The organism is Prevotella sp. 10(H) (assembly GCF_000711235.1).
Classification (GTDB): Bacteria; Bacteroidota; Bacteroidia; order Bacteroidales; family Dysgonomonadaceae; genus Dysgonomonas.
Genome location: NZ_JOMI01000007.1, coordinates 1 through 16,391 on the forward strand (window position 1 = coordinate 1; position 16,391 = coordinate 16,391).

Sequence of the window (16,391 nt, forward strand, 5' to 3'; positions counted from 1 at the left end):
CGATGCGATAGCATCGCAATTAGCAAATGTACCAATTAGCTAATTGACAAACCGGGGATTAGCTCACAGCTGGCTAGAGCACCTGCCTTGCACGCAGGGGTCAACGTTTCGAATCCGTTATTATCTCCACAGATTAATTATGAATTAAGGATTATGAATAAAGAGTATTATCACTCGTAACTTGTAACCCGTAACTTGTAACTAAAAAGAAGATCTTTGACATGATGTAAAACAAGAGCAAGTAAAGAAAGATTAGAAATAATCTTCTCAAACCCACAAACCAGTTAAACAGCTTGCAGTTAACAGCTAACAAGTATCAGTACTTGTAACCTGTAACCTGTAACTTGTAACTGTTTTGAAAAAAGAATAAAGAAAGTAGGAAAGGGCACATGGGGGATGCCTAGGCTCTCAGAGGCGAAGAAGGAGTGATAAGCTGCGAAAAGCTGGGGAAGTGCAAATAACTTTGATCCCGGATCTCCGAATGGGGCAACCCAAGTAACTGAAGAAGTTACTACACTGATTAATCAGTGAGCTAACCCGGGGAACTGAAACATCTAAGTACCCGGAGGAAAAGAAAATAAAAATGATTCCCGAAGTAGTGGCGAGCGAACCGGGAAGAGCCCAAACCAATAATGTTTAGGCATTATTGGGGTTGTAGGACTGCGTCGTGGCACGACCTGTTGGAAGTAGAACGTTTTGGAAAAAACGATCACAGAGGGTGACAATCCGTATACGACTCCGACAGTAAGCCTAGCAGTATCCTGAGTAGCGCGGGACACGAGAAATCCTGTGTGAATCTGCGGGGACCATCCCGTAAGGCTAAATACTCCTGAGAGACCGATAGTGAACCAGTACCGTGAGGGAAAGGTGAAAAGCACCTCGAACAGAGGAGTGAAACAGACCCTGAAACCATGTGCCTACAAGCGGTCGGAGCACGTAAGTGTGACGGCGTGCCTTTTGCATAATGAACCTACGAGTTACTCTTACTGGCAAGGTTAAGAACTAGGAAGTTCCGAGCCGAAGCGAAAGCAAGTCTTAACAGGGCGATTTTAGTCAGTAGGAGTAGACGCGAAACCAAGTGATCTACCCTTGGGCAGGTTGAAGGTTAGGTAACACTAACTGGAGGACCGAACCGGTAAGCGTTGAAAAGCTTTCGGATGACCTGAGGGTAGGGGTGAAAGGCTAATCAAACTTGGAGATAGCTCGTACTCCCCGAAATGCATTTAGGTGCAGCCTCGGCTTATAACTTATGTCAGGTAGAGCGACTGATTGGATGCGAGGGCTTCGCCGCCTATCAAGTCCAGATAAACTCCGAATGGGCATAAGTGATTACCGGGAGTGAGGGCATGGGTGCTAAGGTCCATGTCCGAGAGGGAAAGAACCCAGACCATCAGCTAAGGTCCCCAAATACATGTTCAGTTGAATTAACGAAGTATGACTACCAAGACAGCTAGGATGTTGGCTTGGAAGCAGCCATTCATTTAAAGAGTGCGTAACAGCTCACTAGTCGAGTGGTCGTGCGTGGATAATAATCGGGCATAAACATGTTACCGAAGCTATGGGATAAAATATTATCGGTAGGGGAGCATTCCACTCCGCCTTGAAGGCAAAGCGTAAGCTTTACTGGAGCGTGTGGAAAAGCAAATGTAGGTATAAGTAACGATAAAGGAGGTGAGAAACCTCCTCGCCGAAAGACTAAGGTTTCCTGATCAACGCTAATCGGATCAGGGTAAGTCGGGCCCTAAGGTGTAGCCGAACGGCGAAGCCGATGGACGAACCGGTTAATATTCCGGTACTGTTATACAGAGTGAAGTGGGGACGCAGGAGTGACACTGTTGCCAAGTGACGGATTACTTGGTTAAAGGAAGTAGACGTTGATTCCGGTAGGCAAATCCGCCGGGAGAGTTGAAACTGATAGTACTACAATCCTTCGGGAGCGTAGATAATACAGGTAAACAGACTGCCTAGAAAAACCGCTAAACGCTAATCTGTCTAGCACCCGTACCACAAACGGACACACGTAGTCGGGTTGAAAATACTAAGGCGCTCGAGCGATTCACAGTTAAGGAATTAGGCAAAATGACCCTGTAACTTCGGGATAAAGGGTGCCGGCTGAAAGGTCGGCCGCAGAGAATAGGAGAAGGCAACTGTTTAACAAAAACACATGGCTGTGCAAATTTGAAAGAAGAAGTATACAGTCTGACACCTGCCCGGTGCTGGAAGGTTAAGAGGAGAAGTCATGGCTTTCGGGTCAGAAGCTTTGAATTGAAGCCCCAGTAAACGGCGGCCGTAACTATAACGGTCCTAAGGTAGCGAAATTCCTTGTCGGGTAAGTTCCGACCTGCACGAATGGTGTAATGATCTTCTCACTGTCTCAACTGTGATCTCGGTGAAATTGTAGTATCGGTGAAGATGCCGATTACCCGCGATGGGACGAAAAGACCCCGTGAACCTTTACTATAGCTTTACATTGACGTTGGGCACTTGATGTGTAGGATAGGCCGGAGGCCGTGAAGCAGGCACGCCAGTGTTTGTGGAGCCACCCTTGAAATACGGCCCTTTGATTGTTTGACGTCTAACCCGCAGTTGCGGGAACAGTGTATGGTGGGTAGTTTGACTGGGGTGGTCGCCTCCAAAAGAGTAACGGAGGCTTCTAAAGGTGTGCTCACGACGATTGGTAACCGTCGGCAGAGTGTAATGGTATAAGCACGCTTGACTGAGAGGCTCACAAGCCGAACAGGTAGGAAACTAGAGCATAGTGATCCGGTGGTTTCAGTATGGAATGGCCATCGCTCAAAGGATAAAAGGTACTCCGGGGATAACAGGCTGATCATTCCCAAGAGCTCATATCGACGGAATGGTTTGGCACCTCGATGTCGGCTCGTCACATCCTGGGGCTGGAGCAGGTCCCAAGGGTTGGGCTGTTCGCCCATTAAAGTGGCACGCGAGCTGGGTTCAGAACGTCGTGAGACAGTTCGGTCTCTATCTATCGTGGGCGCGGGATATTTGCGGGGATCTGACACTAGTACGAGAGGACCGTGTTGGACGCACCCCTGGTTCACCGGTTGTTCCGCCAGGAGCATCGCCGGGTAGCTAAGTGCGGATCGGATAAGTGCTGAAAGCATCTAAGTACGAAGCCGGCCTCAAGATAAGATATCCATTAAGGGTGGTTGTAGACTACGACCTAGATAGGCTACAGGTGTAAAGGCAGCAATGTCATAGCCGAGTAGTACTAATTGCCCGGACGCTTTCTAAAAGGAGCTGTTAGCTTATAGCCCAAAGCCATTAGCTAGCAGCCCAGGACAAAACAACGGTTTGAACAGATAATCATAATCGAACCTTTACTTACTCTTTTACATCGTGTTAACATACACGATTGATAATTATTAATTGTTCATTGATAATTATTAATTGCATGTTATTCAGGTGGTTATAACACCGGGGTTCCACCTCTTCCCATTCCGAACAGAGAAGTTAAGCCCGGTCGTGCCGATGGTACTGCGAAAGCGGGAGAGTAGGTTGCCGCCGTTTTAAATCGAGAAGGGAGTTCTATTAAGAACTCCCTTCTTTGTTATATATAAAGTCTCATATTGGAGTTTATCCTTCTACAAAGAAAAGGTTTAAGATAGCAATGTCTTAATGAATTTCTTATATTTGTAGAAACTAAATCTTTATCATATGAAAATATTTGCCCATAGAAAGTTTTTACTATTTGTCTTTTCATTTTTTATAGCCCTATCTACTTTTGCTACAGCGCCTATTAAAGCGCTGATAATAACCGGACAAAATAATCATAACTGGCAGGTAAGCCATGTTGTTCTGAAGAATATTATGGAAAATTCCGGATTATTTACTGTTGATTTTTCAATTTCTCCCAAACATGGTGAAAAAATGAATAATTATATTATAGACTTTTCTCCATATCAACTGGTTGTCCTTGATTATAACGGTGATAACTGGCCTAAGACTACACAAGACCGATTTTTGGAATATGTCCGTAATGGAGGAGGAGTAGTGGTATATCATGCTGCAAATAATGCTTTTACTGATTGGGTGGAATTTAATAAAATAATTGCTTTGGGTGGATGGAATAATCGTAATGAATCTTCAGGCCCTTGGGTATACTGGAAAGATAATAAACTTGTAAGAGATAATTCTCCCGGGGTTGGAGGATCGCATGGACAGCAAAGCGAATATGTCCTGAATGCTAGGAATACAAAACATCCGATTGTAAAGGGTCTGCCTCCTAAATGGAAACATGGTAAAGATGAATTATATGACCGGATGCGCGGTCCCGGTGATATTAAAGATTTATTATATACCGCTTATTCCGAGCCGTCTCTGGGAGGTTCGGACAGAGAGGAACCGCTTATATTTACCGTAGAATACGGCAAAGGAAAAATATTCCATATTATGCTCGGACATGCAGGTGATAGTCCTGAAAATAACCCTTCCATGCAGTGCACAGGATTTCAGGTTTTACTGCTTCGGGGCAGTGAATGGGCGGCAACAGGCAAAGTTACACAACCTGTTCCAAAAGATTTTCCAACAGCTACATCCGCAAGTTTCAGAAAAGATTATAAAGCACCTTGAAATGAAAACCCTTATTGATATCGTTATTTTATATACTTAAAATTGCCTGCTCGGTCTTTTTTCATAAATTTGCACCTCGAATTAATAATAACTTAAAAGGTAATTTATGATTACAACAGACCAGCTCAAAGAAGTGTTGGAACGCGAGGATGCGTTAAGGAGGCATCTTTGACGTCGATGCGAAAAAAATACAACTCGAAGAAGAGGAATTAAGAACTCACGCTCCCGGTTTTTGGGACGATGCCAAATCTGCTGAAGCCCAAACGAAAGTTATCCGCGGGATTAAAGGATGGCTGGAAGGATATAATGAAGTAAAGGGTGCGACAGAAGAACTGCAGCTTGCATTTGATTTTCAGAAAGAAGGAATAACTTCGGAAGAAGAAGTAGACCTTGCATATGAAAATGCCCTCAAACTGGTGGAGAATCTGGAGTTGAAAAATATGCTCCGTCGTGAAGAAGATAAGCTTGGGGCAGTATTAAAAATAAACAGTGGCGCCGGTGGAACTGAAGGACAGGATTGGTCTTCTATGCTATTTCGTATGTACCAACGCTGGTGCGAATCGAAAGGATATAAAACAACCATTACCAACTGGCAGGACGGTGACGAAGCCGGAATCAAAACAGCTACATTACAGGTAGAAGGCGACTATGCCTATGGCTACTTAAAGTCAGAGAACGGTGTACATCGTCTGGTACGTGTATCTCCTTTCAATGCACAGGGTAAGCGTATGACATCCTTTGCTTCTGTATTTGTGGTGCCATTGGTGGACGATTCTATCGAGATTGAAGTCAATCAATCGGATATCACGTGGGATACATTCCGTTCCAGCGGTGCGGGGGGGCAAAATGTAAATAAGGTGGAAACAGGAGTACGTTTGCATTATAAATACAAAGACCCTGAAACAGGAGAAGATAAAGAGATTGTAATTGAAAACACGGAGAGTCGCTCCCAGTTCGGAAATAAAGATAATGCTATCCGTTTGTTGAAGTCTCAGTTGTATGAGATGGAATTGGAAAGGCGCAGCCGCGAACAATCGAAAGTAGAAGCCGGAAAGAAAAAGATAGAATGGGGTTCACAAATACGCAGTTATGTATTTGACGATCGCCGAGTAAAAGATCATCGTACAAATTACCAGACATCTAATGTTAATGCTGTGATGGATGGAGATCTGGATGATTTTATAAAGGCCTATCTTATGGAATTTGGCGGAGAAGCTTAATACCAATCTAAATATAAATTAAGGGCAGATTTTGAAAAAGATCTGCTCTTTCTTTTTTATCTTTTTCGAACAAAAATAATTGACTGCCGTTTATAATATAACTTATAAAATAACGGCAGGAATTATATGTCTCAATCTTCGCATACTTCTCATTCCCTCCTTCGCAAACGCGGTGAAGGCATAGCTACGGTTTCGTTCTCGGAATTGCTTTTCGATTTGATTTATGTATTCGCCGTCACCCAGTTATCTCATTATCTGTTACACCATCTTAATGTTACGGGTTTCCTGCAAAGTACGGTACTGTGGTTTGCTGTATGGCTGGGCTGGCAGCATACCACATGGATGACAAACTGGTTCGATCCTAACATACGAAGTATCCGGGCTATCTTATTTGTGCTTATGATGCTGGGGCTAATTGTGGCAGCAGCTATTCCGGAAGCATTCGGGGAAAGGGGATGGATTTTTGCTTTATGTTATGTTGCCATTCAGGTAGGACGAACAGGTTCAATACTTTTCATGCTTGGAAGAAAGCATCAACTGACCCCTAATTATACACGTATCTTCGGCTGGTTTATTATTTCAGCTGTATTTTGGATAATCGGGGCATTTGAGGAAAGTGAGATGCGTTTGCTATTCTGGGCGATTGCCGTAATCTGCGATTATACTGCTCCGATGTTCGGTTTTTATCTGCCTTTTCTGGGGCGTTCCTATTCCAAGACAGACTGGACTATAGACGGACATCATCTGGCTGAACGCAGTCAGTTGTTTGTTATTATAGCTTTTGGTGAAACAATATTGATGTCGGGAGCATCCTTAAGTGAAATAGAAGTATGGACTACGCCGATCGTATTGGCGGCACTAATATCGTTTATAAGCAGTCTGGCTATGTGGTGGATATATTTTGACAGCAGTAGTGAGGCAGGTGCGGAGAAGATAATGAAAGTAGATAATCCCGGTTTGCTCGGTTTAAAATATCATTCGATACATGTAATACTGGTAGGTGCATTGATTTTGTGTGCTGTAGGTGACGAACTGGTTGTAAACCATCCATTAGGACATATGTCTATGGGGGCCGTTTTTGTGGTAATTATCGGCCCGGTAATTTACTTGTTAGCGAATATGGTATACAGATGGTTTACTTGCCATAGTATAATAAAATCACATATTATAGCGGTTTTTGCCTTGTTGCTAATGATCCCATTGAGTCCTTTTTTTAATCTTATTGTAGCCAACGCATTATCTGTATCGATATTTGTCTTTATTAGCATTTATGAGATCGTAGATTCGAGAAAGAACAGGGAGAAGAAGAATGCACACTAAACAAATTACCTTTCGGGATTGTTAACAAATAAGTAACAAACTGAAATAAATATCAGCAATGAAAAATTATGATCTAATAGATAATGTTGATGAAAATCAATATGAATTTCATGTCGACGGATACCTTCCTAAGATAGAATATATAAAAACTAACAATGGCGAAATCTATCTTACTCATACCGAAGTCCCTGTAGACCTCGAAGGACAAGGTGTTGGTAGCCAATTAGTAAAGAAGGTTTTAGAAGATATTGATACTAAAAGTCTGCGTTTGGTGCCGTTGTGCCCGTTCGTAGCAGCATATATAGACAGGCATCCCGATTGGAGGCGTCTGGTAATTCGAGGATAGAATTTAAGATCAACTAAATAATACAAAACGAAACATGGAAAAGAAAATTGAATACACCAACGGTGAAGTCACTGTCATATGGAGGCCCGAAATATGCCAGCATTCAGGCATTTGTGTTAGGACATTGCCGCAGGTCTATAATCCGAATGAAAGACCGTGGGTAAAACCGCAGAATGCAACAACCGAGCAATTGATAGCTCAGATAAAGATGTGCCCTTCGGGAGCATTGAGATATAGAATGAATAACGAACCGGAGCAAGAAAGTATATAAATAAAAAGGCAATTCATATTGAATTGCCTTTTTATTTTCTATTTAGTCTTCTTCTCTTCTTCGATCGTTTTTATAATACTCTCCCCTATTCCTATCCTGTAGCCTTGCGAGGAATAAAGGATTCCTCCATTGGTGGACAAATAGATTGTGAGAGGGAAATTATTCGAAAAATCAATCTGTAACGCCCTTGCAACATTATTCAGCAATGCTCTGTTATTATCCGTCATCCACAGTGATTGTTTAGGTAGTCCTTTGAATACAGATGCATCGAAAGCTTTGCTTAACTTATCGTCAGGTATGGCAAATAAAATACCGCCTCCCCATTCTTCAATTGACTGCTGTACGGCCGGAAGGTCTTGCAAGATGTGTTTAGTCGGTTCTTTATCAGGGTCGGCGAAACAAATTACCAATCCTTTCTTATTCGTAAGTTCTTTCAGTGATTTACTAGTTCCGTCGTTTAGTGTAACCACAGTATTCGGATCTACTATTCCTTGTACCTGAATACGTCCTTCAACTTTAGGTAAAGCGATTTCAACCGTTTTGCTGTCTTTCCCTTTCACTTCGAAGTAACGCGTATTTATTGTTACCGAACCGTCATTGCCCCTGCTGCCTGTCATCACACGATAGTAACCTTCATCTACGGTTATTTTTGCCGGAAGATTCTTAATTTCGTTTTCGTAATCGAGGGTTACAAAATTTCCATTCTCAAAGCGGGCAATGGTGAAATGGCTATAGTAACCCGGCTTTACGATATTATCTCTTGCATTGGTGAAGGTAATAGTCGCTTTGGGTTTCTCAGATGCTTTTTCATCGAAATATACATCTGTCCATAGATTATCTTCGGCCCTGAGGTATTGAGGCCGTCCGGTAGCAGGATCAATTCGCGTAAGGATATCCATAGAGCGGCAAAGGGCAACAAAAAATATATCACGTGAATATTTATCAGCGACTTTTAACTCATACACACCTTGCGGAGATACCGGACATTTGAAATAGTTCTGTTCATCGTCAACTTTTACATTATTACGGACAAAGTCTATTACTGTCTGAATATCGGAACGCGATTTGTCAATAAAATCTTCGGTCAGTTCTTTTTTGAAGAAACTCCGCCACGGGCGTATCAGTTCCAGACTTATACGTGGAGATAAAATATACTGTGCATATCTGATATGGAAACTGGTTATTTTACTCGCATCCAAGCCATCGTCAGCCGTCCACAGATGATCGGTAAGATATTCTTTTGGCGTGTCTCTCAGGTCTTTATCTTTCAATGATTCTATAAATGAATAGAGGTAATAATTGTTTTTCTTCTCTTGCATGAAACTCATGATATCTTCCCAATTACCCTGTGCTTTCGAAAGATAATTCCATGTCTTATCCGGATTCAGATTGTTTTCTGCAGCGAATTTACGGGCGTCTACCTCTTTGATGAATGTTTTCATATAAGCATTGCGGATAGAATCTTCATATGCAAGGCGCTTGGCGTTCTCAGCAATCTTTTCAGCTGATAGTTCTTTCACAGACTGTTGTGCAGGAGCTTCCATTATCAGGTTTTCTTCGAATTCTTTTCCTCGTATATTATTCAGCGTAACAGTTATTTCTCCCGAATTCATCGATGATTTGGCATAGCCGTATGTATCACCCTTATTTGCCCATACGAGTAAGTCTCCCATGCCTGATATTATGGATGCTGTGCCGTCATCTTTTGTAACAACGGTTGCAATCGGATAAAACTCGGCATAGTTATATACATTAAATTTCACAGTGGCATCGTCGACAACTTTACCTGCTTCATCTACCACTTTTACTTTCACATCCCGTGTAGCTGTATAATTCCCTAACAGATTAATAATAGAATACAGATTTGTCTGTACATTCTTCTCCTCAGGCCCGTTATATAGTCCGAAAACGTTTGTATGTACCATCATCGCCCGTTTCACAGGTGCTGAGAACCACGCTACATCAAGTTCAGGTTCGGGTTCACAGGCCCCGATATAATGCCATTTGGCGTCTACCCATGCTTCCACCCACGCATGATTGTCATCGGTATGTACCCAGCGTGGTGTATAACACTGGCGGGCAGGAATACCTACGGCACGCAGTGCAGCAGTAGTAAATGTAGACTCTTCTCCACATCTGCCCCAAGATGTTTTTGCTAATGCGAGAGGCGCGGAAGTGCGCCCGTCAGTTCCTCTGTATGTTACTTTTTCGTGGCACCAGTGATTAACTTCAAGTACGGCCTGTTCCATTGTCAGGTTTTTTACCCTGTCTTTCAGTTCTTCGAAGAATACCTGACGGGCTGTATCGAGGTTTTCGTTATTTACACGGTATACCAATACAAAATGGCGGAATATATCGTCCGGAATTTTTTTACCCCAATCAAAATATTCACGCGCTTTGAATGCAGCATCCACCTGTCCGAGGAAAAACTCTCCGTCGTAGTCGGCAAGATCGGATAACGGCATATATGCATATAGGAATTCTAAAGCTTCTTTCTGTTCTATAGTTAAATCCTGTCTGTCTAAAACAGAAAAAAGCTGTTCGCTGCGTCCGGCAGCCAGTTCTTTTCTGTCAAGGAATTGCTGATGTACTTCTTCCCTGTATTTTTCATCTTTCAGAAAATGAGAATCGGATTTAGTACACGAATAAGAGAATAAGAGGATTAGAGAAATAAAAATAGATTGGAAGCTGATTCTTTTCATATCTATCGGTTAATTAAGGGTTTCAGATATAACGGCCTTTTAACTCAAAAAGACAAAAATAATAATATTAATCCCAGTTGGGATCGTAAGCAGAAGATCGACCTCTGTTTTCATACTTGAGGTCTTGGAGCAGCGAGGAACTTGCCCGCAGCGATACATAATATGATTTATATTGGCCTACAGGGTTAAAACTGGCGGTTATTGACCAACAGTGGAGGTTACGAGTAAGATTACAACTCATATATGCTATTTTCTTCTGATCGAAATCGTAGCTGGTATTGAAGTTAAAATTCCAGTTTCTTGTCGGTTGTATACTTCCGCTAAGCCCGAAATTCTTAGTAACTCGCCCTTTATATTCCATTTCATCGTAGTCGAAGCGTCCGTAGCTGTAGTTCATAGAGAAGTTGAATGCAAGATTCCATTTTACCTCATTCTTTATATAACCGTCTTCATCATATTGGTTATCATCCTTTTTCTTCTCCATCAGACTACCTCTCTTCTGCTCTCCCGGTTCGGCATCCGGATCATCAGTATCCGAGGTACTATCCCCTTGTTTTTTATCTTTACCTTCGTCTCTTCCAAATAGTTTCTTGAAGGTATCCTGATTGATTGACGGCGAGATAGAATATCCTGTACTCTTCAACTTTCCGATACCTTTACCATGGCTGATACGGAGTTTATCCACCTTAGTCGGGTTGCCGTATTTATCCAGTCCGTACATATAAGGGTCGAATGCCGCCCCAATGTTTACGACGAAGGATTTACTGAATTTAAATCGGGCATTGACGGCAATATCGCTCCATTTCAGGGAGTCTGCCATCAGATTATGGTTGAAGTTTATACTTAAGTTGTCAATCAGGCTTATCTTCTTAAATCCGGTGGAATCTTTCTCTGAAGCTACTTTCATTTCCAGATTATTCTCAAAACTAAAGGAAATCATTCCCGATGCCCCCATTGGAGCTGTTCCGAACATGCCCTGCGAATAAGGGGAATAGACATGCTCCATTTCATGCCCCTGCGAATCGTAGTATTTATATCTTTCATAGAATCCAAACATCGGATCACTGAAATCAGGGGCATAGCTAAAGCCGATACTGGGTGTGAAAACGTGCCTGATTCGTGTTGTTTTAGAAAAGATAGGCACATATTCGCCGTATAGTTTTGTCTGGAAGCTTAAAGCAGCATTGAAGTCGTAGACCCGCTTAAATGAATAGGTAGTATCTCCCGGCATGCTTCTGTGCGAATTTGTTTCAGGATTCCATTGATGCTGTATTTTGCGGGTATACCAGCGTTCGGTATAGTTGATTGACGGGGTGATATTCAGATAATTAAAGGCACTGAAAGTAGCCGATATAGGGATGTAATGCTTCATCGCATTATTCCAGTCTTTTTTCAAATTCGATTTGAACAACAGATTTTCTTTAGTATCGATACTGTTACGGAAATCTCCGGTATAACTCATTTGAATTTTTTCGTACCAACGTTCCGAGCCGGCAGCTTCTTTCCTTTTGAAAGGAGCGATACGGCTCATCGTTACTGTCAGATTCGGCAATGTCATCGATATAGAAGAGTCCTGACTACGTTGTGCGACATTCATCGTTGCAGCGAAACTCCATGGCGAATTAGGGATGCGCTGCGTAAGGCTCACACTCGAACCTTTTGTATTGCTTGTTCCTCTTGGTATGTATCTATTGTCTAGGCTATTATGGTTGTATGAACTGGTGGCGAAGTTTACACTGGCCGACAATGTCCGGAACATATTCGCTTTCGGATCTTGCGAATGTGTCCAGTTGATAGCCAAATCTTTATTTATGGTTTGGTCTATGTCTTTTTCACCGTATTTATTATACAGATAGTTTATATCGAAAGATCCCGAATATTTGTAACGCTTCCGGTATGATGAACGCGCTTTCAGGCCCCACGATCCTTTTGTGTATATATCGCCTGTTAGGGCAAGGTCTATATTATCGTTGATAGCGAAATAGTATCCTCCGTCGTGCAGGTTAAACCCCCTGTCCATTTCATCTCCATAGGATGGCATAATAACCCCGGATGAATACTTGTCGGAAAAAGGAAAGAATCCGAAAGGAAGCCCGAGCGGGAGAGGTAACCCTTCGATAACCAGATAGGCCGGCCCCGTTACCACATTCTTTTTAGGCTTTACTTTCGCTTTGGTCAGGGCAAGATAGAAGTGGGGGTGTTCGTGATCGTCGCAGGTGGTATATTTACCGTCGAGCATAAAGAAAGAATTATCTTCCTGTTTCTTTGCTTTTCCGGCTATTACGTAGCCTTCACCCTGCGTAGTGATTACATTTGTAATATATCCTTTCTTTGTCTTGAAGTTATACTTCATGTCTTTCGACTCATAATCTGTTCCGCCGTCCGAAAATATAGGGTATCCGAATTCTTCACCTATCGAGTCGAGCCCGTATGTTGCATATAAAAGGCTACTGTCCATATTCATGGATAATTTTTCGCCTTTTAAGGTTATTTCAGTATATTTTACTTCTGCATCGCCATATAGATAACCCCAGTTGCTGGATAACAAGACAACCGAGTCGTTAGCGGAATAATCTACTATGGCATCCAATGCATTTTTTTGTTTGGTAGAATCCTGCGGTAACGAATCGCTTTGTAAGCGCAGAGAATCATTCATAGGGAGAGAATCGTTCTTCAGCCGTGGAAGAGTATCGTTAATATACAGCGACTGGAAGGCACGATGTTTTGTATAGGCATATTGTGCACCTAGAAAAGGCACAGAGAACAATATACATAGAAATATGTATGTACAAATACGAATTTTGCTCATCTACAAAACTTCATGCTTATGTATTCGGATGCAAAGCTAATCAATTAAACATGAAAGCAGAATATGAAAAATCAAAAAAAGTTTAAATTTTTATACTTGGCCTTCATATTTGTGCTTTGTAGTTATTGCACCGTTTACAGATATTTATCTATATATTTTTTATCTTTGTTATTCATTTAACGGATCTGACTATGAAATATTTTTTACTTGCCATTGCTGTTTTTCTTTTTTCTGCAGAAATACAGGCCCAAAACTTCGACAACTATTTTATTGATAATGCGTTACGTATCGACTATGTATTTTCGGGAGATGCAGCTTCTCAGACCGTATCGCTCGATCAACTTAATCAATTGCCACAATGGGCAGGACGCCGCAGCAATTTGTCGCAATTACAATGGAAAGGTAACGGGCAGATTAAAATAAGCGATGAAAAGAGTGGCGAATGTATTTATATGGATGCTTTCAGTACCTTGTTCTCGGAATGGCAGACAACACCTGAAGCCGGAAATGTAAGGAAAAGCTTCGAAAATACATTTTTAGTGCCTTTCCCGAAGGGAAAAGTGATTATCGAAATTAGTTTACGTGATAAAACTGGGAAATATACATCAGCAATTAAGCATGTCGTAGATCCGAATGATATATTAATCAAAAAAAAAGGTTTGAAAAATCTTCCGGCTTATACTCTCATTCATCAGGGTGGAGAAGTCAGCAAGTGCGTTAATGTAGCTATACTGGCCGAAGGATTTAAAGCGGATGAAATGGGAAAATTCAGGGAATATGCCAAAATTGCATGTAAACAAATTTTCAATCATACACCATTTAATAATTTAAAGGATAAATTTAATTTCTATGCGATAGAAACAGTCTCGGAAGATTCGGGTGTGAGTGTGCCGCGCGAAGGTAAATGGAATAGCACTGCATTTCATTCGCATTTCGATACATTCTATTCAGACAGGTATCTGACTACAACACATGTGAAAGATATCCACGATGCAATTGCTGGTATACCATATGCCCATATCATTATATTGGCTAATACAGATGTATATGGCGGCGGCGGGATTTTCAATTCTTATACCTTGACAACAACCGGCCATGAAGGCTTCAAGCCTGTTGTGGTCCATGAGTTCGGGCATAGTTTTGCGGGACTTGCCGATGAGTATTTCTATGAGAGCGATGTATTGGATAATACATATAGCCATGATGTGGAACCGTGGGAGTTTAATATTACTACGCTTGTAGATTTCTCTTCCAAGTGGGAAAAGATGCTGAAAGCGGGAACTCCCGTACCTACTGATGTAAAAAAGGGGGATAAATATAAAGTAGGTGTTTATGAAGGTGCAGGTTATTCAGCAAAAGGCATTTACCGTCCTGCCGTCGATTGTAGGATGAAGACAAATACCTGCAAAGATTTTTGTCCTGTATGCCAGAATGCTATCGAACAGCTTGTAAAATTTTATACTGAGTGAAAAAAACACAGTTAAGATTTTATTTATAAGGATAAAACCGCTATTTTTGTCGCTGCTAATTTTGAGAATAAACAAAATATAATTTATAATACAATGTCTTCTAAAAAGAAACAAGCAGAATTACGAGAAGAGAAAGACTGGGAAAAAATAGACAGTGCAGTTCGCGAGTCGGAGCATTTTATTGAAAAATACCAAAAACAATTATTGATCGGTATTGGAATTGTTGTTGTGGTAGTCAGTGGATTTCTGGCTTTCAGACATTTCTATCAGGGGCCGAGAAACCATGAAGCTCAGGTTGCTATGTTTAAAGGAGAACAATATTACCGTTTAGGACAGGATTCCCTTGCTCTATACGGAGATGCAAACGGTTATGTAGGATTCGAATCTATTATCAGTGATTACGGTTCTACCGATGCCGGAAACCTTGCTAAAATGTATGCAGGTATCTGTTATGCAAATCTCGGTAAGTATGACAATGCGCTGGAATATCTGAAAGGATTCAGCGGCAGTGATAAAATCATTTCTCAACTGGTAAACGGGACTATCGGAGATTGTCTTAGCAATACAGGTAAGGAAGACGATGCTGTTTCATATTATATAAAAGCTGCAAAGGGTGTAGATAATCCTGCCCAAAGCCCGATATTGTATAAGAAAGCTGGTCTTATCTACAGAAATCAGGGCAAGTACGATAAAGTAATAGAAACATTTACGCTGGTAAAAAATAAATATATGAATTCTGCAATTGCATACGAAGCGGATAAATATATAGAAGAAGCAAATCTGCTCAAAGCAGGTGCAAAATGATTATGAGCGAAATTAGATAAAACAAAAAAGGGTATCAGTGCGATACCCTTTTTTTATTTAGATTTTATTATTTAGAAGTTATTGCTCATAACCTGTATTCCGAAACGTTCAGCTTCGTCATATTTCTCTTTTATGAAAGTATAAAGATTAGGCGATTTGTGAGCTCCTACCTTGCGGGTTTCATTCAAGGGCTGAATATATCCTATCGATAACATTTTGCGCTGAAAATTCCTCCTGTCGATAGGCCGTCCGAGTATCGCTTCATATATGCATCTCAATTCAGGCATGGTAAACTTCTCGGGAAGCAATTCGTAACCTACAGGTACGAACCCTATTTGCCGGCGAATTGTAAAAGTAGCCGTGTCTATTATTTCCTTGTGGTCTGCATACAGTTCCGGCATCTGGTTTATGTCGAACCATGCGGCTTCTTCATATTCTTCATCTGCCTGTAATGTTACTTCGTTGTATTTTACCAAAGCGTAGTATCCAAGGCTGATAAAGCGGTCCAGAGGCCAGTTTACTTTATCATGATTAAGTTTTGAACGCTTCAGCATTTCTACATTTTCGTCGAGGCCTATACGGCCTTTCTTTCCAAAGAAATAGAATTGTTTCAGATATATATCGTTAAGGCCTGTCTTTTCTCTCAAGACGCGCTTTGCCGATTCATCGGGATCTTCATCTTTTGCCACAAATCCGCCGGGGAGCATCCATTTGTCGCTCACCTTGAATTTGGATAATAATACTTTCAGGCTGCCCGCATGAAAACCTAATATGATACAGTCTACAGAAACGTTCGGAATGAAAATATCCGGATCCTGATCTATAGTATCAACAGGCACTTTCTCTTTTTCCATAAT

General features: G+C 41.5%; 10 protein-coding genes, 1 tRNA gene and 2 rRNA genes. 10 read left to right on the forward strand and 3 right to left on the reverse strand.

Going from position 1 to position 16,391, the window contains the following annotated elements; genetic code table 11:
• Positions 1–54 precede the first annotated feature (54 nt).
• The 8 genes from K348_RS0111570 to K348_RS0111605 all read left to right on the forward strand — a co-directional run bounded on the left by K348_RS0111570 (position 55) and on the right by K348_RS0111605 (position 7,750).
• Positions 55–129: transfer RNA gene (locus K348_RS0111570), tRNA-Ala, on the forward strand.
• 240 nt (positions 130–369) lie between these two features.
• Positions 370–3,256, forward strand: a 23S ribosomal RNA gene (locus tag K348_RS0111575).
• 166 nt (positions 3,257–3,422) lie between these two features.
• Positions 3,423–3,531, forward strand: a 5S ribosomal RNA gene (gene rrf / locus K348_RS0111580).
• Positions 3,532–3,678: 147 nt separating this feature from the next.
• The gene (locus tag K348_RS0111585; protein WP_029905113.1) at positions 3,679–4,593 is read left to right on the forward strand and encodes a ThuA domain-containing protein; all 915 of its coding nucleotides are present in this window, start codon (positions 3,679–3,681) and stop codon (positions 4,591–4,593) included.
• Positions 4,594–4,699: 106 nt separating this feature from the next.
• A protein-coding gene (gene prfB, locus K348_RS0111590) for a peptide chain release factor 2 (protein ID WP_156032875.1) occupies positions 4,700–5,813 on the forward strand; the annotation gives its coding sequence in 2 pieces (ribosomal slippage) (positions 4,700–4,762 and positions 4,764–5,813; 1,113 coding nt in all).
• Positions 5,814–5,939: 126 nt separating this feature from the next.
• Positions 5,940–7,133 carry a low temperature requirement protein A gene (locus tag K348_RS0111595; protein ID WP_029905115.1) on the forward strand — a complete coding sequence of 398 codons (1,194 nt, stop codon included), beginning with the start codon at positions 5,940–5,942 and terminating at the stop codon, positions 7,131–7,133.
• Between the two features lie 58 nt (positions 7,134–7,191).
• The gene (locus K348_RS0111600; protein ID WP_029905116.1) at positions 7,192–7,479 is read left to right on the forward strand and encodes a GNAT family N-acetyltransferase; all 288 of its coding nucleotides are present in this window, start codon (positions 7,192–7,194) and stop codon (positions 7,477–7,479) included.
• Positions 7,480–7,513: 34 nt separating this feature from the next.
• Positions 7,514–7,750: a (4Fe-4S)-binding protein gene (locus tag K348_RS0111605; protein WP_029905117.1), complete on the forward strand. Its 237-nt coding sequence runs from the start codon at positions 7,514–7,516 to the stop codon at positions 7,748–7,750.
• A 38-nt stretch (positions 7,751–7,788) separates the two neighbouring features.
• On the opposite strand, the gene K348_RS0111610 is transcribed toward K348_RS0111605, so the two are convergent.
• Together K348_RS0111610 and K348_RS0111615 are read right to left on the reverse strand one after the other, a co-directional pair.
• Positions 7,789–10,452, reverse strand: a complete 2,664-nt coding sequence (locus K348_RS0111610) for a transglutaminase family protein (RefSeq protein WP_029905118.1) — start codon at positions 10,450–10,452, stop codon at positions 7,789–7,791.
• 67 nt (positions 10,453–10,519) lie between these two features.
• Positions 10,520–13,261, reverse strand: coding sequence for a putative LPS assembly protein LptD (locus tag K348_RS0111615; protein WP_029905119.1), 2,742 nt, complete (start codon positions 13,259–13,261; stop codon positions 10,520–10,522).
• Between the two features lie 191 nt (positions 13,262–13,452).
• Here K348_RS0111615 and K348_RS0111620 point away from each other — a divergent pair, with 191 nt between their 5' ends.
• Positions 13,453–14,730: a M64 family metallopeptidase gene (locus K348_RS0111620; protein ID WP_029905120.1), complete on the forward strand. Its 1,278-nt coding sequence runs from the start codon at positions 13,453–13,455 to the stop codon at positions 14,728–14,730.
• 93 nt (positions 14,731–14,823) lie between these two features.
• Positions 14,824–15,534 carry a tol-pal system YbgF family protein gene (locus K348_RS0111625; protein WP_029905121.1) on the forward strand — a complete coding sequence of 237 codons (711 nt, stop codon included), beginning with the start codon at positions 14,824–14,826 and terminating at the stop codon, positions 15,532–15,534.
• A 71-nt stretch (positions 15,535–15,605) separates the two neighbouring features.
• Here the strand turns inward: K348_RS0111625 and K348_RS0111630 are convergent, their stop codons facing one another.
• Entirely contained in the window at positions 15,606–16,388 is a 783-nt protein-coding gene (locus K348_RS0111630; RefSeq protein ID WP_029905122.1) for an NUDIX domain-containing protein, read from the reverse strand.
• Between the last annotated feature and the right edge of the window lie 3 nt (positions 16,389–16,391).

Excerpts from the sequence above, each read along its gene's own strand:
- K348_RS0111585 (WP_029905113.1), top strand. The coding sequence starts at position 3,679 with ATGAAAATATTTGCCCATAGAAAGTTTTTACTATTTGTCTTTTCATTT.
- K348_RS0111595 (WP_029905115.1), top strand. The coding sequence starts at position 5,940 with ATGTCTCAATCTTCGCATACTTCTCATTCCCTCCTTCGCAAACGCGGT.
- K348_RS0111600 (WP_029905116.1), top strand. The coding sequence starts at position 7,192 with ATGAAAAATTATGATCTAATAGATAATGTTGATGAAAATCAATATGAA.
- K348_RS0111605 (WP_029905117.1), top strand. The coding sequence starts at position 7,514 with ATGGAAAAGAAAATTGAATACACCAACGGTGAAGTCACTGTCATATGG.
- K348_RS0111610 (WP_029905118.1), bottom strand. The coding sequence starts at position 10,452 with ATGAAAAGAATCAGCTTCCAATCTATTTTTATTTCTCTAATCCTCTTA.
- K348_RS0111615 (WP_029905119.1), bottom strand. The coding sequence starts at position 13,261 with ATGAGCAAAATTCGTATTTGTACATACATATTTCTATGTATATTGTTC.
- K348_RS0111620 (WP_029905120.1), top strand. The coding sequence starts at position 13,453 with ATGAAATATTTTTTACTTGCCATTGCTGTTTTTCTTTTTTCTGCAGAA.
- K348_RS0111625 (WP_029905121.1), top strand. The coding sequence starts at position 14,824 with ATGTCTTCTAAAAAGAAACAAGCAGAATTACGAGAAGAGAAAGACTGG.
- K348_RS0111630 (WP_029905122.1), bottom strand. The coding sequence starts at position 16,388 with ATGGAAAAAGAGAAAGTGCCTGTTGATACTATAGATCAGGATCCGGAT.